At 61.3% G+C, this 19045-nt stretch carries 18 protein-coding genes; 2 read left to right on the top strand and 16 right to left on the bottom strand.

Annotated features, from left to right (window positions below; all coding sequences use genetic code 11):
* Window positions 1–7: 7 nt before the first annotated feature.
* The gene (locus tag MOV76_RS04315) at window positions 8–1135 is read right to left on the bottom strand and encodes a BMP family ABC transporter substrate-binding protein (RefSeq protein WP_018246796.1); all 1128 of its coding nucleotides are present in this window, start codon (window positions 1133–1135) and stop codon (window positions 8–10) included.
* 338 nt (window positions 1136–1473) lie between these two features.
* Between MOV76_RS04315 and MOV76_RS04310 the strand changes: the two genes are divergently transcribed.
* Window positions 1474–2148, top strand: a complete 675-nt coding sequence (locus tag MOV76_RS04310) for a GntR family transcriptional regulator (protein ID WP_018246795.1) — start codon at window positions 1474–1476, stop codon at window positions 2146–2148.
* Window positions 2149–2239: 91 nt separating this feature from the next.
* Here the strand turns inward: MOV76_RS04310 and MOV76_RS04305 are convergent, their stop codons facing one another.
* The 5 genes from MOV76_RS04305 to MOV76_RS04285 form a co-directional block, all read right to left on the bottom strand.
* Window positions 2240–3037, bottom strand: a complete 798-nt coding sequence (locus MOV76_RS04305) for an ABC transporter ATP-binding protein (protein ID WP_018246794.1) — start codon at window positions 3035–3037, stop codon at window positions 2240–2242.
* A gap of 11 nt (window positions 3038–3048) precedes the next feature.
* Window positions 3049–3942: a nitrate ABC transporter permease gene (gene ntrB / locus MOV76_RS04300; protein WP_112908397.1), complete on the bottom strand. Its 894-nt coding sequence runs from the start codon at window positions 3940–3942 to the stop codon at window positions 3049–3051.
* A 59-nt stretch (window positions 3943–4001) separates the two neighbouring features.
* The gene (locus MOV76_RS04295; protein WP_247263914.1) at window positions 4002–5315 is read right to left on the bottom strand and encodes a CmpA/NrtA family ABC transporter substrate-binding protein; all 1314 of its coding nucleotides are present in this window, start codon (window positions 5313–5315) and stop codon (window positions 4002–4004) included.
* Window positions 5316–5782: 467 nt separating this feature from the next.
* Window positions 5783–6787, bottom strand: coding sequence for an inorganic phosphate transporter (locus tag MOV76_RS04290; RefSeq protein ID WP_247263913.1), 1005 nt, complete (start codon window positions 6785–6787; stop codon window positions 5783–5785).
* Complete coding sequence (locus MOV76_RS04285; protein ID WP_018246790.1) at window positions 6787–7431, bottom strand: DUF47 domain-containing protein; 645 nt, start codon at window positions 7429–7431, stop codon at window positions 6787–6789. Before MOV76_RS04285 ends, MOV76_RS04290 begins: the two co-directional genes overlap by 1 nt.
* A 96-nt stretch (window positions 7432–7527) precedes the next feature.
* Between MOV76_RS04285 and MOV76_RS04280 the strand changes: the two genes are divergently transcribed.
* Window positions 7528–8061: an NUDIX hydrolase gene (locus MOV76_RS04280; protein WP_018246789.1), complete on the top strand. Its 534-nt coding sequence runs from the start codon at window positions 7528–7530 to the stop codon at window positions 8059–8061.
* A gap of 94 nt (window positions 8062–8155) precedes the next feature.
* On the opposite strand, the gene MOV76_RS04275 is transcribed toward MOV76_RS04280, so the two are convergent.
* From MOV76_RS04275 to MOV76_RS04230, 10 genes are all read right to left on the bottom strand, one after another.
* Entirely contained in the window at window positions 8156–9067 is a 912-nt protein-coding gene (locus tag MOV76_RS04275) for an ABC transporter permease (RefSeq protein ID WP_018449138.1), read from the bottom strand.
* A complete protein-coding gene (locus MOV76_RS04270) occupies window positions 9064–10164 on the bottom strand; it encodes an ABC transporter permease (protein WP_028732374.1) in 1101 nt (366 codons plus the stop codon). The genes MOV76_RS04275 and MOV76_RS04270 overlap by 4 nt, the downstream gene beginning before the upstream one ends.
* Entirely contained in the window at window positions 10161–11684 is a 1524-nt protein-coding gene (locus MOV76_RS04265; protein WP_047620482.1) for an ABC transporter ATP-binding protein, read from the bottom strand. Before MOV76_RS04265 ends, MOV76_RS04270 begins: the two co-directional genes overlap by 4 nt.
* Window positions 11685–11687: 3 nt before the next feature.
* Window positions 11688–12785, bottom strand: a complete 1098-nt coding sequence (locus MOV76_RS04260; protein ID WP_018449141.1) for a BMP family ABC transporter substrate-binding protein — start codon at window positions 12783–12785, stop codon at window positions 11688–11690.
* Between the two features lie 25 nt (window positions 12786–12810).
* Entirely contained in the window at window positions 12811–14190 is a 1380-nt protein-coding gene (locus MOV76_RS04255) for an amidohydrolase (RefSeq protein ID WP_247263912.1), read from the bottom strand.
* Between the two features lies 1 nt (window position 14191).
* Window positions 14192–14851 carry a glutathione S-transferase family protein gene (locus tag MOV76_RS04250; RefSeq protein ID WP_247263911.1) on the bottom strand — a complete coding sequence of 220 codons (660 nt, stop codon included), beginning with the start codon at window positions 14849–14851 and terminating at the stop codon, window positions 14192–14194.
* Entirely contained in the window at window positions 14848–15693 is an 846-nt protein-coding gene (locus tag MOV76_RS04245; protein WP_247263910.1) for an aromatic ring-hydroxylating dioxygenase subunit alpha, read from the bottom strand. Before MOV76_RS04245 ends, MOV76_RS04250 begins: the two co-directional genes overlap by 4 nt.
* The gene (locus tag MOV76_RS04240) at window positions 15690–16340 is read right to left on the bottom strand and encodes a Rieske 2Fe-2S domain-containing protein (protein WP_247263909.1); all 651 of its coding nucleotides are present in this window, start codon (window positions 16338–16340) and stop codon (window positions 15690–15692) included. The genes MOV76_RS04245 and MOV76_RS04240 overlap by 4 nt, the downstream gene beginning before the upstream one ends.
* Before the next feature lie 155 nt (window positions 16341–16495).
* Window positions 16496–16765, bottom strand: coding sequence for an acylphosphatase (locus MOV76_RS04235; protein WP_193445918.1), 270 nt, complete (start codon window positions 16763–16765; stop codon window positions 16496–16498).
* A 693-nt stretch (window positions 16766–17458) separates the two neighbouring features.
* Window positions 17459–19042, bottom strand: coding sequence for a gamma-glutamyltransferase family protein (locus MOV76_RS04230; RefSeq protein WP_115157920.1), 1584 nt, complete (start codon window positions 19040–19042; stop codon window positions 17459–17461).
* Window positions 19043–19045: the final 3 nt, after the last annotated feature.

The raw sequence follows: 19045 nt of genomic DNA, 5'->3' as shown, positions 1-19045 counted from the left end.
TCGCGGCTTACGCCGTGGACCCGACAACGCCCTCGACCAGGTAATTCATGCTTTCGAGCTCGATCGCGTCTTCGGCATAGCTCTTGTCGGCAGCCACGACGGTGTCGCCCTTATTGTCCTTCAAGGGTCCCTTGAAGACCGAGAAGCCGCCCTTCATCATCTCCGCCTGCGTGGCTTCGAAGGCCTTGCGGCCCTCCGCGGACACGCCGGGGCCGAGCGCGCTCATCTTCACGAAGCCGTCCTTCAGGCCACCGCGCACGAAGTTGCCGAGCTTTTCGCCGGCCTGCGCCTTCTTGACGAAGTCGCTGTAGACGTTACCCCAGGCCCACTCGGCGCCGGTGAGGTACTTTTCGGGAGCAAGCGGGCTCTGGTTGGCGTGATAGCCGCAGACGAAGGCGCCGCGGCCGGCAGCAGTCTCGACAACCACTTTGGGGCTGTCGACGTGGCAGGTGATGACGTCAGCGCCCTGGTCAACCAGCGCATTGGTGGCTTCGGCCTCCTTGACGGCAAGCGACCATTCGCCGGTGAAGATCACCTGGCAGGTGATACCAGGATCGACCGTGCGTGCGCCGAGCAGGAAGGCGTTAATATTCTGCAGAACCTGTGGAATCGGCTTGGCGGCGACGAAGCCGATCTTCTTGCTCTTCGTCGCATGGCCGGCGGCGATGCCGTTCAGATACTGGCCCTGGAAGATATAGCCGAAATAGGAGCCCGTATTGGCCGGGTTCTTGCCTTCCTGCCAGAGACCGCCGCAATGCCGGAACTGGATGTCGGGATGTTTAGCGGCCACGGCCAGCATGTGTGGGTCGAAGTAGCCGAAGGAGGTCGGAAAGAGCAGGGTCGCGCCGTCCAGGTTGATCATGGATTCCATCGTCTTCTGGACGTCGACGGTTTCCGGCACATTCTCTTCTTCGACCAGCGTCACGCCCGGTAGCGCCTTGATAACGGCCGCACCCTCCGCATGCGCCTGGTTATACCCGTAGTCGTCCTTGGGGCCGACATAGATGAAGCCGACGGTCAGCGCGGTTTGGGCTGCGGCGGAGGAGCCGATCAGGCCGGGCATGGCGCCGGCGAGCGCACCGGCAGCGGAAGCCTGGAGGAAATTGCGGCGGTTCATGGAAAGGAGTTTGGTCATCGGAATGCTCCTTGCGGCGCTGGGCCGGTTGTGAACGGGTACAGAAAAGTGCATGCAATGCATGTGCCAGAAATTAATCTATTGTTTTTTATAGATTATCTGAAACGACAAGATCTGCGCATTGCAAAGTGCATGCAGATTGATCGAATCTTTGCGCAAAAAGTAATCAATAGATATTTCTTGTTCGTTGTTACTGCGCGGTTGGCATAAAGTCGGATTGCCTGAGGTGCTCGTGCATCAGAAAGCGAAAATTTAACAATATCTTCTCCACTAGATTTGACTTATCGAGTCTCGAACCGCATCTGTATGCAGAATGTTGACGTGAGCAGATTCGTATTGTGAAGCAGACTAGGCGCAGAGAAGTGATCCGTACCGGGACCACCGTCGAACAGATGGTGCGAGCGATTGCCGACATGATCGTCACGGGTGAAATCCTGCCGGGCGCGAAGTTGGACGAGGTGTCGCTCGCGGTTCGTTTCGACGTTTCGCGCACGCCGGTACGCGAGGCTCTGCGTGAGCTGGGCGCCATGGGATTGATTGCGCGTGAGCCAAACCGCAGTGCCGTCGTTACCAATGTCACCGAGGCTTATCTGCATTCGATGTTCGAAGCGATGGCCGAACTCGAAGCGATCTGCGCCAGGCTCTCGGCCGAGCGTATGACGGTCGACGAGCGGCGCGCGCTGGAGCTGGAGCATCGGGGATCGGTGAGGCTCGTGCATGCCGGCGCGGAGGAAGAATATTCGGCTCACAATACCGAATTTCACACCCGGCTTTATCGTGGCGCGCATAATGATCATGTCTTCGAGATGGTGACGCAGACGCGGGCGCGGCTTGCGCCTTTTCGGCGGGCGCAGTTCCGTCTGCCTGGGCGTCTGGCAAAATCCTATGAGGAGCACGGCCGGATCGTCACCGCGATCATGCGCGCGGACGCAGCCGCCGCGGGGCAGGCGGCATATTCCCATGTGGAAATTGTCAGCGATGCCAGCGCGGTCTTTGCAACGCCCGGGGAGTAAAGGGGGGCAACGCCTAAAATCAGGCGCTGCCGGACCCGCCACGAAGACGAAAAAATCAAGGCCGGCAAGCGCCGAGGTTATTTCCCGGTTTCTACTCCGCCGCTTCGATGAAGCGGTGGCGTTCATAGAGGAATTTCAGCACGGCTTCACGGCATTTGAGATATGTCCGATCGGAGGCGAGCTCGATGCGATGGCGGGGGCGGGGCATGGTCACATCGAGCACTTCGCCGATACGGGCCGCCGGGCCGTTGGTCATCATGACGATGCGATCGGACAGCAGCACCGCTTCATCGACGTCATGGGTAATCATCACCATCGTATTGCCAAGCCGTGCGTGGATTTCCATCACCGCGTCCTGAAGATGGGCGCGGGTCAGCGCATCGAGTGCGCCGAAGGGCTCGTCGAGCAGCAGGATCTTCGGCTCCATCGCAAGCGCGCGGGCAATGCCGACGCGCTGTTTCATGCCCCCGGAAATTTCCGAAGGCCGCTTATCCCTCGCATGCGCCATTTGCACAAGGTCGAGGTTGGCCATGACCCAGTCATGCCGCTCGGCCTTGGTCTTCGTTCTGCTGAAGAGTTTGGAGACGGCGAGATTGACGTTCTCATAGACCGTCAGCCAGGGCAGCAGCGAGTGGTTCTGGAAGACGACGGCGCGCTCCGGTCCCGGTCCGTTGACCTCTCGGTTTTCAAGCAGCACGGCGCCCGCCGAAACCGGCGTCAGGCCGGCGATAAGGTTGAGGAGAGTGGACTTGCCGCAACCCGAATGGCCGATGATCGAGACGAATTCGCCTGCGGATATCGTCAGGTTGATATCCTTCAGGACCTCGGCGCGGACGCCGCCCCGATCGAAATGTTTGTCGATATGATCGAGCTTAAGATAGGCGTTCATAAATACCTCCCTCAGTTGGCCATGGCGCCGCGGGTGATGAGTTTGCCGAGCGCAGCCACCAGTTTGTCGAGAGCGAAGCCGACGATGCCGATATAGACGAGCGCGACGATGATGTCCGAAAGGCGCGACGAGTTCCACGCGTCCCAGATGAAGAAGCCGATGCCGACGCCGCCCGTCAGCATTTCGGCCGCGACGATGGCGAGCCAGGAGAGGCCGACGCCGATCCTGAGGCCGGTGAAGATGTAGGGCGCTGCCGATGGCAGCATGATCTTCCAGAAAAATTCGAACTGATTGAGGCGCAGCACCTCGGCGACATTGCGGTAATCCTGCGGGATATTGCGGACGCCGACGGCGGTGTTGATGATCACCGGCCAGATCGAAGTGATGAAGATAACGAAGATCGCCGAAGGGTTGGAATCCTGGAATGCCGCGAGCGACAGCGGCAACCAGGCGAGCGGCGGAACCGTCCGCAGTACCTGGAAGATCGGATCGAGGCCACGCATCGCCCAGACCGACTGGCCGATGATCGCACCGACGATGACGCCAGCGACCGCGGCAAGGCCAAAGCCATAAACGACGCGCTGCAGCGAAACGAGCACGCGCCAGCCGAGCCCGATATCCTGGGAGCCGTAGTTGAAAAACGGAAAGGCGATCAGGTCAAAGCTATCCTGCCAGACCCGATGCGGCGAAGGCAAAGACGCATCGGCCGATGAACAGAGCACCTGCCAGACGAGCAGGATAAGTGCCAGCACGACGACCGGCGGGACGACATTGCGAAGTGCGGTCAGTACCGCTCGCCGAAAATCGATCCGCGATCCGTGTTTGCCGGAAAATGGCACAACCTTTGCTGCCGGCTTGGCAGAGGCGGCCATGGAGGGATTTTCTTTATTTGCCAGGGCGGACATCAACGCGCTCCTCACGTGAATGAAAGGCCGGCGCGCCCGTCGCGCGCCGGAGGCGGGGGTCAGGAGGCAGCCTTGATCGAAAGGCTGTCGAGATAGGCGGAAGGATTTTCGGGGTCGAAGACCTTGCCGTCGAAGAAAGTCTCCTTGCCACGAGAAGACGATGCGGGAATATCGGCCGCCGCGACGCCGAGATCCTTGGCGGCCTCGCGCCAGATATCTTCGCGGTTCACCTGGTTGACCAACGCCTTGATGTCGGTGCTCGCCGGCAGATTTCCCCAGCGGATGTTCTCCGTCATGAACCAGGTATCGTGGCTCTTGAACGGGTAGGAGGCGCCGTCCTTCCAGAACTTCATATAGAGGTCGGTGGCCTTGACCTCGCGGCCATTGCCATAATTGATGTCGCCCTTGAGGCGGCCGAGTACGTCCTTCGTCGGAACGTTGAACCATTGGCGCTTGCCGAGAATGTCAGCCATCTCCGCCTTGTTGTCCATGCTTTCGCACCACTGCTGAGCCTCCATGACAGCCATCAGCAGGGCCTTGGCAGCATTGGGATTCTTTTCGATCCAGTCGGCGCGCAGTCCGAGCGCTTTTTCGGGATGGCCCTTCCAGAGCTCGCCGGTGGTGGCTGCGGTAAACCCGATGCCCTGGTTGACGAGCTGCTCATTCCACGGTTCGCCCACACAGAAGACGTCCATGTTGCCGACCTTCATGTTGGCAACCATCTGCGGCGGCGGCACGACGATGGTCGAAACGTCCTTGTTCGGATCGATGCCGCCGGCGGCGAGCCAGTAGCGGATCCAGAGGTCATGAGTGCCGCCCGGGAAGGTCATGGCGGCCTTGATCTCCTTGCCCTCCGCCTTCTTTTTCTCGAATGCCGCCTTCAGCTTGGAGGAATCGAGCTGCACGCCGGTTTCGGCATATTCCTTGGCGACGGAAATGCCCTGGCTGTCGAGGTTGAGCCGGGCGAGGATCGCCATCGGCACCGGCTTATTGTTCTGCGTCACCTTGCCGGTATGCATGAGATAGGGGAGCGGCGAGAGGATATGGGCACCGTCGATGCCGTTTGCTGCGCCGCCCAGCACGAGATTGTCGCGGGTCGCACCCCAGGATGCCTGTTTGGCCACATCCGTTTCCCGAAGGCCATGCTTGTCGAAAAAGCCCTTTTCCTTGGCGATGATCAGCGGTGCGGAATCGGTGAGAGCGATAAAGCCGAGCTTGACACCTGTCACCTCAGGGCCTGCTCCGGCTGCGAAGGCGCCGGACGGAAAGGCAGCCTTGACGGCGCCGATGAGGGCAGCCGCTGCGGTCGTCTTGAGCATGCTGCGGCGGGTAATGCCGGTTGTCGAAATCCCAGTCTGCAAATTCTTTGTCATGCGCAGGTTCCCTCTGCTGGCTGAATTTGGACACAAAAAAACGCCGCCGGAATTTGCGTCCAGGGGATGAGAGAATCCCGGATTGCAAAGACCTTGCGACGTCGGTGTCTGTTGTAGGCGCTTATGCCGCGCCTATCTGCACCGGTCGCCGTTGACCGATGCGTCTCAGAACCTGCAAGCAGCGTGCCAATTTCGAGAGGAATTGGTAACAGCATGAAGCAAAAGGAGAAATGGTAAGAATTGACGAATGCTTATTTCTTAGGCTTTCTATTTTCTGCTTCCGTTTTGTGCGATTGCTAGCGTAGTGGCGGTCATGGGAGCGCTCTATTTGTGCAGTGCACGCAATATCGAAGCTACACGACGCAGGCGGCAGAATGGGTTCTGCTCGCTTTATTCGTCGGTATTTGCCAGCAGCAAAGCTCAAGAGGGAAGCGCAGGCGTGGCGATTGCCTCGCCATCACCTCATTTCATTGCAGCAAGGATACGAGGCCGTAGAACGCTGCGGATATTGCTGCAGCCGCTGGCATCGTAACGATCCAGGCTATCACGATGTTGCCGGCCAATCCCCAGCGCACGGCCGAGACACGACGAGCTGCGCCCACTCCAACGATTGCTCCGGTGATGGTATGCGTCGTCGAAACGGGAATACCGAGCCACGTCGCTCCGAAGAGTGTCAACGCTCCGCCCGTCTCTGCGCAGAAACCTTGCATGGGATTGAGCCGGGTGATCTTCGACCCCATGGTATGAACGATCCGCCATCCGCCAAAGAGCGTCCCGAGAGCCATTGCCGACTGGCAGGAAATGACCACCCAGAAAGGCACGTAGAATGTCGGGCCGAGATATCCCTGGCTGAACAAGAGCACCGCGATGATGCCCATCGTCTTCTGCGCATCATTCCCGCCGTGGCCAAGCGAATAAAGCGAAGCAGACACAAACTGCATGACGCGAAATGTGCGATCCACCGCAAACGGCGTTTGCCGGATGAATAACCAGGAGACGGCGAGCACCAGCACGAGGGCAAGCAGGAAGCCGATGGCTGGCGAAAGGAAAATGGCACCGACGGTCTTTAGGAGGCCGTTCCAGACGATCGAGCTGAAGCCCACCTTTGCCAGACCGGCCCCCACCAGCCCACCGACAAGCGCATGCGACGAGCTCGACGGAATCCCGAAAATCCAGGTAAGAATATTCCAAACGATGGCGCCCATGAGTGCGGCGAAAATCACTTGAGGCGAAACGATCGCAGGATCGATGATGCCGGTCCCCAGTGTTTCGGCCACGTGCAGGCCGAAGAACAGGAATGCGATGAAGTTGAAGAATGCTGCCCAGGCGACCGCATATTGCGGCCGCAGGACGCGGGTCGAGACGATCGTGGCAATCGAATTGGCCGCGTCATGCAGACCGTTGAGAAAATCGAAGAACAGGGCGACGACGACCAAGCCGACAAGCAGCGGCAGAGCGAGGGAGGCTTCCATCAGACGTTCTCGATGAGAATGCCGCTGATTTCGTTGGCGACATCCTCGAAGCGGTCGACGACTTTCTCCAGCTCTCCGTAAATTTCGCTTCCGATCATGTAGGCCATCGCATTGCCGCTGGCGCCATGTCGCAGAAACAGATCCTTCAAACCCTGGTCGTGGAGCTCATCGGAACGTCCCTCCACGCGGGTGACCTCCTCCGCGATGGCCGCGAGGCGCTGCGCATTGGCTCCCAATCTGTCGAGGAGGGGTATCGCTTCCGCGACAAGGTTTGCCGCCTTGACGATTTCACTGCCCATCTCCTGCATGAGCGGATCGAAGCTGGATTGCTCGAACAAGCGGATCGTCTTGACTGTCTTGTGCATCATGTCGATCGCATCATCCATCGACTGAATGAGGTCTTTGATGTCTCCCCGGTCGAAGGGCGTGATGAAGCTTCGTCGAACGGCAAGAAGAACGTCACGCGTGACGTCGTCCGCCTCGTTTTCCAATGCGACGATTCGATCGCAGTTTTCCTGAACGTCATTGCCCTTCAGAAGTTGATCGAGGGCGTGCGCCGCAGCAACGACGGTCTTCGAGTGCTTGGAAAACATTTCAAAGAATCTGTCTTCCCGTGGCATCAGCTTGCGAAAAATGCTCATCATGCCTGCGAACCTTCCTCGTGCGGCCGATTGTCATAAAAGTGTCATAAACACGCTCAGGCAATTGAAGCAACATGCAAATTCGGTAATTCAATCAATATGACACCTAGCAAAAAAGCCAGGAAGCCTCGACCGGACAAGTCCCAACCACTGCTGCGACAGCTCGCTGCTGTTCCTGAAGTGCTGTTCGCCGGTGCATTCCGTCAACAATATGGTGCTATTTGCTTCCGTCACGGCAATGCCGGATCCGAGGTCGAAATCCTGGTGATCACGTCTCGCGAGAGCGCGCGCTGGGTCATCCCGAAAGGATGGCCGATGAAGGGGAAAAAGCCTTTCGAAGCAGCAGCAATCGAGGCCTGGGAGGAGGCAGGCGTACGCGGGGTGGTGAAGAAGAAGCCGGTCGGCCGCTATACCTATCTGAAAGAACTCGACAATGGCGATGTGGCGCCCTGTATCGTCGACATGTTTCAGATTGAAGTCACGGAGGTCAGCGGCGATTTCAAGGAGCGGGGTCAGCGTATTCTCGAATGGGTCAGCCCGGATGAAGCGGCAAGACGCGTTCGCGAGATCGAACTCAAGTCGCTGCTCGTCCAATTTGACGCGCGCGGTGGCAAGAAACGCGATCGCGGCTGACCACGGGCTTTTTCGGCGACACGTTACAGCGCCGCGCGTCTTTTTAAGGAATTATGCAGTAGGTGTTTGATCCCGAAACCCGCCTTCCGCACCCCTATCGCTCGAATGGTTCGCCGAGTGAAGCGACGCCGTTCAGTTTCAGCAGACGACGGTCAGCGGAGATGATGCCGAGCACGATGATCGTGACGAGATATGGCAGGCTCGAGAGCAATTGCGAGGGAACGTCCAGTCCGGTTGCCTGGGCTGCAAGCCCCATCAGCGAGACCGCCCCGAACAGGCAGGCCCCGAGGAAGATCCGGCCGGTGAGCCAAGTCCCGAAAACGACGAGGGCGATGGCGATCCAGCCGCGCCCGGCGATCATCCCGTCGGCCCAGAGTGGGGTATAGACCACCGACGCATAGGCACCGGCGAAGCCGGCCATCGCACCGCCGAAGGCGATAGCGAGAACGCGGACTGATATTACCGAATAGCCGATCGCGTGAGCGGCCTTCGGGTTCTCGCCAACGGCGCGGACGATGAGCCCAAGCTTGGTGTAGGCAAATATGGCCCAGAGAGCGAGGGTCGCGGCGAGTGAAATCCACACGACGATGTCCTGGACGAAAAGGCCGCCGACAATCGGCAATTCCGAAAGCCCGGGAAGGGCAAGCTTCGGAAGTCCCCTGACCGTGAGGCTTTCATAGGTCTTGCCGAAAAGCGCGGAGAGGCCCTGGCCGAGAATGCCGATGGCAAGGCCCGCTGCCACTTGGTTTGCCCGGAATCCCAGTGTGACCAAGGCGAAGAGCAGGGAAAGGACAGCGCTGCCGAGCCCCGCGACGACGAAGCCCAGGAGATGTCCGCCGCCCTGGTAGACGATAATGAAGGCGAGCACGGCACCGAAGGCCATCAATCCCTCGACCCCGAGGTTGAGGACGCCGGCGCGCTCGGCCACCAGTTCGCCGAGGGCTGCCAGAAGAAACGGTGTCGCAGCCGCAAGCATGCCGGCAAGAATGAACTCGATGGCGTTCATGATGGGCTCCGATGGACGGCGCGTCGCCATTCAAGGCGATAGCGCACGAAGGCGACGGCGATCAGGTAAGCGAGCAGCAGGCTACCCTGGAAGACACGGACGGCGGCGATCGGCAGGTTGGCCGAGACCATGGCATTGTCGCCACCGATATAGATGACCGCCATGACCAGCGCCGAGACCACGATGCCGATCGGATGCAGGCCGCCGAGATAGGCGACGATGATGGCCGCATAACCATAGCCGCTCGCGACCGAACGCTGCAACTGCCCGAGCGGGCCTGCGACTTCGGCGGCACCGGCAAGACCGGCCGCAAAACCGCCGATCAGCAGCGAAAGCCAGATCGCCCAACCTTCCTTAAAGCCAGCATAGCCGGCAGCCCGCGGCGCCAGACCGCCGACCTGCAGCTTGTAGCCGATGAAGCTCCTCTGCATGAAAACCCAGGCCGCAACCGACAAGGCGAGCGTGATGAGGAATGAGACATTGAGGCGGGTACCGGCGATTAGGGTAGGCACCATCGCATCATACTGGAACATCACCGACTGGGGGAAGTTGAAGCCGTTCGGATCCTTCCAGGGGCCGAGCAGCAGGTAGTTCAGCAGTTGCGCCGCAACGAGGCTCAGCATCAGTGAAACGAGGATCTCGTTGGCGTTGAGGCGCACGCGCCAGAAAGCGGTGAGAGAAGCCCATAGCGCGCCGCCGATGGCGCCGAGCAGCAGCATTGCCGGCCAGATCCACTGGCCCGTTGCCTGGGGAAACCAGACCGGAATGGCAGAGGCGAAGATCGCACCGAGAATGAACTGGCCTTCGGCGCCGATGTTGAAGACCTTGGCGCGAAAGCCGATCGCCAGTCCCTGTGCGATCAGAAGGAGCGGGCCTGCCTTTAAAAGCACTTCCGAAAATGACGCCCAGGAGAGGAAAGGCTCGAAAAGCATCGCATAAACGACCGCGACAGGGTCACGGCCCATCAAGATGTAAAGGCCGAGGTTGAGCGCGATTGCTATGACAAGTGCTATGACGGGCGCCAGCAAGGTCGCAGCAAGCGAGGCGCGCTCCCGGCGGACCAGGGTGGGAACGAAAGCAGGGGACCAAGCACTCATAGATGGACTTTCTCGGGCGAGGCTTGAGCCCCGGTCATGTATCGGCCGATCTCCTCGGGCTTCGTGTCCCGCGTTGCGAGCGGCGGGCTGAGCCGGCCGTGATGCAGCACCTGGATGGAATCGCAGAGCTCGAACAGTTCTTCCAGCTCCTCGGAAATGACGAGGATCGCCATGCCCTGATTGCGCAATGCGACCAGGCGGCTGCGGATGGCGGATGCAGCGCCGATATCGACGCCCCAGGTCGGCTGCGCCACGAAAAGCAATTGGGGAGACAGCATGATTTCCCGGCCAACGATGAACTTCTGCAGATTGCCGCCGGACAGGGTGCCGGCTTCCGCATCCGGGCCTGGCGTGCGCACATCATACTGACGGATGCAATCCTTGGTGAACGCCATCGCCCGCGCCCTGTCGACGAGACCGTGCCGCAAAAGCTTGAGCGGATGGGCGGTCAGCAGGCTGTTGAGGGCGAGCGACATTTCAGGTACGGCGCCGCGTCCGAGCCGGTCTTCCGGAACGAAGGCAAATCCGAGCCTCCGCCGCGCGGCCGCATCGAGCCTGCCGACATCGATCCCCATCATGTAGATCCGGTCGCGTTGGTCGCGCCCCAGTACCGTCTCACCTGAAATCAATGCAGCAAGCTCGCTTTGGCCGTTGCCCGAAATACCGGCGATCCCGAGGATTTGGCCGGCACGCACTTCGAGGCTGATGCCGGAGAGCGGCACCGCGAAGGGATCGTCGGGCTGATAATCCAACCCGATGATCTCCAGTCGCTTTTCCCCGCCAGACAGCGGCAGCGCCGAGATGGGGGCGGGCATCTCGCGACCGATCATCATACGGGCAAGGTCATGGGCATCATATTCGCGCGGGTCGACATCCCCGGTCACCCGTCCGCCGCGCAGGATCGTCGCCCGGTCACAGATCGCCCGGATTTCTTCCAGCTTGTGGGAGATCAACAGGATGGAGACGCCGCCGTCGCGCAGCCGGCGCAGCGTGTCGAAGAGCTTCTCCACCAATTGCGGCGGCAGGACGGAGGTGGGCTCGTCGAGGATCAGCAGCTTCGGATCGGTCATCAGGCTTCGGATGATCTCCACCCGTTGCCGCTCGCCGACCGACAGCGCATGCACATGGGCGAGCGGGTCGACCTCAAGGCCGAATTCCCGTCCAAGCGTCCGAATGCGTTGCTTGAGCTCAGCCTTGCGACCCGGCACGACCAGCCGAATATTCTCAAGGACGGTCAGGGTCTCGAACAGCGAAAAATGCTGGAAGACCATGCCGATGCCGTGGCGCCTCGCCTCGGCGGGGGAGGAGAGGCGCAAGGGTTCTCCTTCCCAGACGACGTCGCCGTCGTCCGGTTGCTCGACGCCGTAGATCAGCTTCATCAGCGTCGATTTTCCCGCTCCGTTTTCTCCGAGGATCGCATGGATCGATTGCGGAGCCACGTCCAGATCGATTGCCTGATTGGCGTGGATCTGGCCGTAGCTCTTCGAAATGCCGCGCAGCGACAGGAGCGGGGTCGTCATGACTTATTTCGGCAATGGCGTGGACACGCCCTTGACGTGCCAGTTCATGGCGATGATCTCGGGGTCGGCCATGGTTGCGCCGGATGCGACACCCTCGCTGCCGTCGGCCTTGGTGATCGGCCCGGTGAAGGGCGAGAAGCTGCCGTCGGCGATCTTTGCCTCGATCTCCTTGATCTTGGCCATCACGTCTGCCGGAACATCCGGATTCCAATCGACCACTTCGACGACCTTGTCGGCGACGCCGAGGAACGCATTGGCGCCCTTGAACGTGCCGGCGAGATGGGCGTCGACCGATGCCTTGAAGAACGGCGACCAGTCCGTCGAGATGCATCCGAGATAGGTTTTCGGTGCGTATTTCTTCATCGAGGAGTTGAGGTTGAAGGCGTAGACGCCGGCTTCCTCGCAGGCCGAGATGACGGACGGCGTGTCCTGGGCGTTGGAGAAGATCACGTCGCACTTCTGCGCGATCAAGGCTTTGGCGGCTTCCTGCTCCTTGGCCGGGTCGAACCAGGAATTGACCCACACCACCGAGACCTCGATATCGGGCTTGACGGCCTGGGCGCCGAGGGTGAAGGCGTTGATCGAAGTGATGAGTTCGGGAATGGCGAAGGCGGACACGGAGCCGAGCTTGCCGGTCTTGGAAAGCGCTGCTGCGGCCATGCCGAGCAGATAGGTGCCCTGGAAATATTTGGCGGCGAACGGCGAGAAGTTCGGAGCGACCTGGAAGCCGGAAGCATGCAGGACCGTAACACTCGGGTCGCGGCGGGCGATCTGCAGGGCGCCGTTCTGATAACCGAAAGAGCCGGCAACCAGGAATTTGTTTCCGTCGGCGACGGTCTTGTTCATGATGCGGTCGGCGTCCGGGCCTTCGGCGATATTCTCGAGCACGGTGACCTTCACCTTGTCACCGTAAGCGGCCTTGATCGGCTCGAGACCGGCCGCAAGTGCATGCCCCCAGCCGACGTCGCCGATCGGCGACGGGACGACGAGCGTGATGCCGAGCGGCTCGTCGGCCGCCAAAGCAAGACGGCTGCCGAGCACGCCGGCAAGGCCGGTGGCGGCAGCGGCCGTCATCAGGTTTCTGCGGGTCAGTTTGGTCATGTTCTCAGTTCCCTCTTTTGGTTTTTTAAAATTCCACGGCGGATAGTGCGGCCTCGGCATCGGCTGACAGCTTGGCCTCGTCGAGACCGGGGAATTCGCCCTTCTGCCAGACGATGCGGCCATTGGTCATGGTCATATCGGTCGCCATGCCGATGCCGACGCGGGCAATCAGGCTCAGCGGATCGTGCCGCGTGCCGACATAATCCATGCGGCGGGTGTCGATCGCAAACAGGTCAGCGGCCATGCCGGGCGCCAGCCGGCCGATATCGCGCCGGCCGAGCAGGCTGGCACCCCCTGTCGTGCCGTAGCCGAGGAAATCGACCGGCGGCGGCACGGGATGGGCACGGCCGGAGGAGACGAGGCACTGCAGCATATAGGCGGAGTGCAGGCAGTGCATCAGGTTGGAATTGTCGTTGGAGGCCGCACCGTCGCAGCCGAGGCCTATGCGCAGGCCGAAGGCGGCCATGGCGGGAATGTCGGTAACCTCCGCGCCGACCAGATAGACCGGTTCCGGGCAGTGCGCCACACCGGTGCCGCTGGCCGCCATCTTCCTGAGTTCGTCGTGGGTCAGTTCCCAGCAATGGGCATAGAAGGCGTCGGGCCCGGCAAAGCCGAGTTCTTCCAGATAGTCGACCGTGCGCATGCCGTGGCGAGCCTGAATGACCGGGCTCTCGCCTTCCCCGACATGGGTATGCATCATGACGCCGCGATCGCGCGCCAATGCCACCGATTCCACAAAGGTCTCGCGATAGCAGTTCACCGGCTGGCAGGGCGCGACCACGACCTGACGCATGCTGAAGGGGCTGGTATCGTGGTAGGTCTCGATCAGCCGGGCGCAGTCAGCGATGAATTCGTCGGTCGTTTCCAGCATTTCGTCGGGAATGGTCGAGCCTTCCGACTTCGGCAGGGTATTGCCGCCGCGACCGGCATGGAAGCGCATGCCGAGCAGCTCGGCTGCTTCAAACTGGCGGTCGATCAGCCGCTTACCGGCATGCCGGGGGAAATTGTACTGGTGATCGAAGGCCGTAGTGCAGCCATGCTTGATCATCTCGGCCATCGCCGTGACCGAGGAGTGGTAAAAGCACTCCTCGTCGAGCTGTGAAAAGATCGGGTAGATGCGGTCCAGCCACTCGATCACCGAGAGCTTCGTCCAGTCGAGATCGGCGCGGTTGCGCACGAAGCACTGGAAGAAGTGATGATGGGTGTTGACGAGACCTGGATAGACAAACCAGCCGGCGGCATCCTGAACAGTCGTGCCGGCGGGCAGCGCATCCCTTCCCAGATTTTCGCCGATCGCCACGATCGCCGGACCGCTGGTCAGGAGATCGACATTGCGTTGGACGACCGGTCCCTTGCCCTCGTCGACAATCACGGCTGCGCAGTTCTTCAGGAGATATCCAGCCATGTCACGCCTCGCCCGGTTCGAGATGAGGTTCGGGCTTCAGCTCGTGCAGCCGGTGAATACCTGGCATCTCGATAAACCTGTCGAGGGCGCGCAGCGCGCGGGACCAGAGCCGGATGGCAGGATAAGCGTCCAGCGTGACGCCGCCATCGGGCGCCAGCGCCACATAGGGAAAGCAGGCGATGTCGGCAATTGTCGGCCGGTCGGCGGCGAGGAAGCGCATGCCGCGAAGGCCCTGCTCGACAAGCCCGGCTTCAAGCTCGCGAAGGGCGGCGATGCCCTGGGCCTGCAGCGCGCCGATATCGCCCGGCCGCAGCAGCATTTCATGGAGCCGCGCGCCACCGAGGCTTGCCGTCAGCCGGCCGGAAAAGGACAGCCATTGCTGCACCCGCGCCGCTTCCTCGGCCTTACCGCTGCCGAGCCATTCGGGTGCTGCCTTGGCGGCGAGATAGACGAGGATCGCCGACGATTCCGTCAGGATCAGGTCGCCATCCTCCAGGATCGGAATGGAGCCTGCCGGGTTGAGCGCAAGCAGCTCGGGGCCGCGATGCTCGGCGCCGGGATGGAAATCCACCGGGCGCAGGTCAAGCTTCACGCCGGTCAGCGCCGCCATCAGGCGCACCTTGTAGCAACTGGGCGAGAGTATGTAGTCGTAGAGCTTCATTGCGCCACCAGCTGTGCGCCGTAGGTATAATTGTGGCGCTTCAGCCAGCGCCTATAGGCGATCGATGTCAGATCGGCACGTGTCGGGATTTCCATGCCCGGGTCGAGCGGCAACAGCCGCGGGATCTGGTTTTCGAGGATCGACCGGTCCTGCAGAAAGATCGTCTGCTGGAAATGGATGAGATCGGTCATCGCGGTCTCGTCGTCGAAAAGCGCCATCCATGGCCAGACGTCGCAGAGGTCCTCAGCCAGCGGCTGCACGAAGAGCGTGATGACATCCCATTCGCTCGGACGCGGCGGGCAGGTCTTGTAAAGCACGGAGCAGGTGGGCGCCGGCACGCGGTACATATATTCCGTCGTGATCCCGCCGCTTGCCGATTTGGCGGCCTGCGGCTGGTAAAATTTCACCTGCGTTGCCCAGACCTCGTCTTCTTCCTCGCGGATCTCGACCTTGTAGTTCTGGACCTCGGTGTGCGGCTCTGCGCCGAGAATGTCGGTGTGGACGAAGGGGAAATGGGCGATGTCGAGAAAGTTCTCGACCGCACGCAGGGGCGAGCAGCGCACGCGCACCACGCCGACATCGACGAAGCGGCGACCGGGCTGATCGGCCTCGGGAATGGGGAAAAGTTCCTTCTTGGGCTCGCCGAGGGAGGACCAGACATGACCGTAACGCACACGCACCGGCAGAACGCGGCCATCGCCGCCCGTCACCTTCGCATTGCCATCGGCATCGCGCGCCACTTCGATCGACTCGCCCATCAGCGCCGTCGTGCGACCGGCGCTGTCGAGCTGGCTGAAAAGCCCGACTGGATACCATTCGTTAATCATCGCCTGCATGGTCATTGCGCGATCTCCCTCTGAAGACCCTCAGCTCGGCGGCGCAGGCTCTCGGCGGCGCGTGAAGCGCGGATGCCCGCTGCGGGGCCGGCGTCAGCCTTCAGCAGCACATGGATCAGCGTCTGTCCGTCTTCCCAAGCGGATAATAACAGACAGACGGCCCCGGTGGATGCATCGAACTCGACAAAACCTTCGGGGCTCGCCTTCGCACCGGCCGCCGCCTCGATCGCCGCGATGCCGGCGAACGCCGTCAGCGAACGCAAGGGGGTGAGGCCATCAAACCTCGGTGGCTTCGAAGCGGGCGTACCCACAGCCACCCAGATCACGCTGTCTGTTTCCTCGACGTCATGGGTGGCGACGCGAATGGTTTCCGGTGGCGTCAGCCCCGGATGGGCGGGAATGCGGAGACAGTTTCCGGCCTGGCCGTAGCTCCAGCCGTGATAGATGCAGGAGAGCGTCTCGCCGCGCACGAAGCCGTGAGACAAGCGCATGCCACGATGCGGACAGCGATCCGCCGATGCCGATATGTGCCCCGAAGCGCTGCGCCACAGGGCAATCGATCCGGCTGCCGTCCGTGCCGGCACTACGGTTCCGGCCGGCAAATCCCGGGAAAGGGCGACTGGCGTCCAAAAGCCGGTCGTAGCGGATGGCATGACTAGAGTTCCCAAACAAAATCATATGCTTGTCGAGCACGCTCCACCTCGGCATCGAGGCAATTCCGCTCAACCTTATCAGGTTTGCATAATTATTTCGCATTGGCAACATTGAGTAAATAATATGCACGAGGGAAATACGCCACAGCCCGATACTAGGTCCTTTCGCCGCTGATCGCCGTGCGATCTATCCTCTCGACCCATACGTCGATGGGCCCGAGAGAGCATCCCATCTCCATCATGTCGATCAGCTCCTCCGGCCCAGCAACCTCAAGTTCGATCCGCATGGAACTCGTATGAGATATGGTGTGCGAGAGGCCAAGCTTGGCGGCATGGCGCCGGATCCAGGGGACAAAGGAAGCAGCCTTGAGATCACCGACAATCGTCATCCGCTCCTGGAAGTGAGTTGTATCTTGTCCCGTCATAAGGATCCCCGTCCTTGCTCTGCTACACCTTAGCGCCTGAATGACCTTGGCGAGGGGCATCGTCATGGCGAGGATATGGCGTCGGGGTTTCTTTTGCAAAAGTCCTCGGCGGTAGGCCTGACAGCTTCGACTTGTGAAACCGCGAAGTTTGTATTTAAACGAATATCGTGAAAAAGCTGGTTCGCTGGCTGCTTACGGAAACGATTGCGGCCGTCGTTCTGACCGGCTTCCGCTGGTATCGCTGTTTCCACCACCGACAGCCCCGATGATGAGATTGGCATCGCGCTCAACAATTCCATGCCTGGCCGAACAGCAGCTGGGGCTGCGCCAGGCTCGTAAACACCTTTGCCGATTCCTCGCCACCCCGCGGCTGCACCGCCGGCGACGCAACACGGTGGAGGTAATACTGCAGGGGTTGCACCCATGGCGCAGCCTAGCCGCGCGCGTCGAGTTGTGGCTCCCGCGCGGACTGCCGGCCTCGACGCCCCACAACATCGCGCTGTGCCGGCGCTTCGATGCTCACGCCGAGGCTGTTGCCCGTCACTTCACCGCCTGCCAGTCAGCATTGTGACAAAAGCCGTGACTTTCCGCCCGCGAAGTTGGCTGGTTCGCAGCCGCCTGGAGCGTCTGGCCTGAAATCAATCCCCGTTGATCGTCGCCGGCATCGCCATCGCGACACACGTCTTGCAGCGCTCACTCACACTGGAGCCGGCTTCGGTCGGCGACGGAAGAGATTCCGATCGCCAAGCCCTCGCCACGTGGATCATGCGCGCCGGTCGCCATTCCGCTCTCATCGATGGCAATCACGCCAGCCTGTCCCGCGAGCGGGCTCCGCGCTTCGATCGGAGATAGGACGTGGCCTCGAGCGGCCAGTTCCGCAAGCACTGTTTCACCCACGTCGCTTTCCAGCTTCAGGCTGTCGCGGCTATCGGAAAATGTCTTGCCGAGAAGAAAGCGCGGACCGGCCAGCGCTGCTGCCGGTTCCTCGTCAAAGTCGATCAGCCGGGTCAGCAGCATCGCCAGTGTCTGCGGCTGGCCGTCGGCGCCTTGCGTGCCATAAAGCAGGGCCGGCCTGCTGTTGCGCAGGCCGAGGCCGGGGTTCAACGTGTAGAAAGGACGCTTGCCGGGGGCGATGCCGTTGACATGCTTGGGATCGGGCGAAAAGGCCGCCCCGCGGTTCTGCCAGAGAATACCCGTATCGCCGACAACCACGCCGCTGCCCCAGTCGAAATAAGTACTCTGCAAGACGCTGACGCTGCCGCCCACGGCATCCGTTACGGCGAAGAACACGGTGTCGCTGCTGCGAAAGGGCGCCGGCCATTCAAGCGCCCGCACGGGATCGATAGAGGCCGCCGCCTGCGCAAGGTGCTGCGTGCTTAGCCATTCCTCTACCGGCTGCGGTGCGACATCGGGATCGGCAATGCTGTGGCGATCGAGAAAGGCGCGTTTGACAGCTTCGACGCAGAGATGCAGATGGTCTGCGCTGCCGGCCTTATGGGCGGCAATGTCAAAATGGGCGAGAATCCCCATAATCGCCAGTGTCGTGAGCCCCTGTGTCGGCGGCGGCGGCGCAAGCAGCTCAAATCCCCGATAGGAAAGACTGATGGGCGCGACCTCGCGCGTTCGGGTCGCCGCAAGATCGGCACTGGTCAGTGGAGAGCCCACAGCCTGCAGCCCTGCCGCGATCTTTGCGGCCAGTTCGCCCTCGTAGAATGAACGTGGCCCATCGCGGGCAATCAGCGAAAGCGACCGCGCCAAATTCGCCTGCTGGAAAAGGCTGCCTGTTTCCGGCGCCGCGCCATCCGCCATGAAAAGCGCGGCAAAACCCGGCCAGCCGGCCGCTTCCGCCCGCCGGAAGGCAAGCCAGAAGCTCTGCGAGCGCGTGATGGAAAACCCCTTTCCCGCGTGGCGGATCGCATCAGCAAGCAAGACAGGAAAGTCGATCTTACCGCCCCAGTGCCGCGCGGAATAGTCATGCGCGTGCCGCCACGCATCAACCGCGCAGGCCGAGGTCAACGCCGAAAGCGGTCCGCGCAGCGGAATGTTTCCGTCGAAATCCGGCAATTTCCGCGCCGCCTGGCCGATGCCGAGAAAACATGTCTTCCGCCCGCTGCGATCGGCAACAATCCAGACGGAATCGCCGCCAAGCCCGCAGAAATGCGGATAGACGACAGCGATCGTGCTGCCGATGGCGATCGCAGCTTCCAGCGCGTTGCCGCCGGCCCGCAGGATTGCCGCGCCCGCCTCGCTCGCCAGCGCATGTGGACTCGTCACCATGCC

Origin of the sequence: Rhizobium sp. PRIMUS64 (assembly GCF_023006465.1) — a bacterium.
Taxonomy (GTDB): Bacteria; Pseudomonadota; Alphaproteobacteria; order Rhizobiales; family Rhizobiaceae; genus Rhizobium; species Rhizobium leguminosarum.
This window is presented reverse-complemented; position numbering and strand designations above follow the sequence as displayed.

Bases quoted from the DNA above. Each gene is read 5' to 3' on its own strand.
- MOV76_RS04315 (WP_018246796.1), bottom strand. From the start codon at position 1,135: ATGACCAAACTCCTTTCCATGAACCGCCGCAATTTCCTCCAGGCTTCC.
- MOV76_RS04305 (WP_018246794.1), bottom strand. From the start codon at position 3,037: ATGAACGCCTATCTTAAGCTCGATCATATCGACAAACATTTCGATCGG.
- ntrB (WP_112908397.1), bottom strand. From the start codon at position 3,942: ATGTCCGCCCTGGCAAATAAAGAAAATCCCTCCATGGCCGCCTCTGCC.
- MOV76_RS04295 (WP_247263914.1), bottom strand. From the start codon at position 5,315: ATGACAAAGAATTTGCAGACTGGGATTTCGACAACCGGCATTACCCGC.
- MOV76_RS04290 (WP_247263913.1), bottom strand. From the start codon at position 6,787: ATGGAAGCCTCCCTCGCTCTGCCGCTGCTTGTCGGCTTGGTCGTCGTC.
- MOV76_RS04285 (WP_018246790.1), bottom strand. From the start codon at position 7,431: ATGATGAGCATTTTTCGCAAGCTGATGCCACGGGAAGACAGATTCTTT.
- MOV76_RS04280 (WP_018246789.1), top strand. From the start codon at position 7,528: ATGACACCTAGCAAAAAAGCCAGGAAGCCTCGACCGGACAAGTCCCAA.
- MOV76_RS04275 (WP_018449138.1), bottom strand. From the start codon at position 9,067: ATGAACGCCATCGAGTTCATTCTTGCCGGCATGCTTGCGGCTGCGACA.
- MOV76_RS04270 (WP_028732374.1), bottom strand. From the start codon at position 10,164: ATGAGTGCTTGGTCCCCTGCTTTCGTTCCCACCCTGGTCCGCCGGGAG.
- MOV76_RS04265 (WP_047620482.1), bottom strand. From the start codon at position 11,684: ATGACGACCCCGCTCCTGTCGCTGCGCGGCATTTCGAAGAGCTACGGC.
- MOV76_RS04260 (WP_018449141.1), bottom strand. From the start codon at position 12,785: ATGACCAAACTGACCCGCAGAAACCTGATGACGGCCGCTGCCGCCACC.
- MOV76_RS04255 (WP_247263912.1), bottom strand. From the start codon at position 14,190: ATGGCTGGATATCTCCTGAAGAACTGCGCAGCCGTGATTGTCGACGAG.
- MOV76_RS04250 (WP_247263911.1), bottom strand. From the start codon at position 14,851: ATGAAGCTCTACGACTACATACTCTCGCCCAGTTGCTACAAGGTGCGC.
- MOV76_RS04245 (WP_247263910.1), bottom strand. From the start codon at position 15,693: ATGACCATGCAGGCGATGATTAACGAATGGTATCCAGTCGGGCTTTTC.
- MOV76_RS04240 (WP_247263909.1), bottom strand. From the start codon at position 16,340: ATGCCATCCGCTACGACCGGCTTTTGGACGCCAGTCGCCCTTTCCCGG.
- MOV76_RS04235 (WP_193445918.1), bottom strand. From the start codon at position 16,765: ATGACGGGACAAGATACAACTCACTTCCAGGAGCGGATGACGATTGTC.
- MOV76_RS04230 (WP_115157920.1), bottom strand. From the start codon at position 19,042: ATGGTGACGAGTCCACATGCGCTGGCGAGCGAGGCGGGCGCGGCAATC.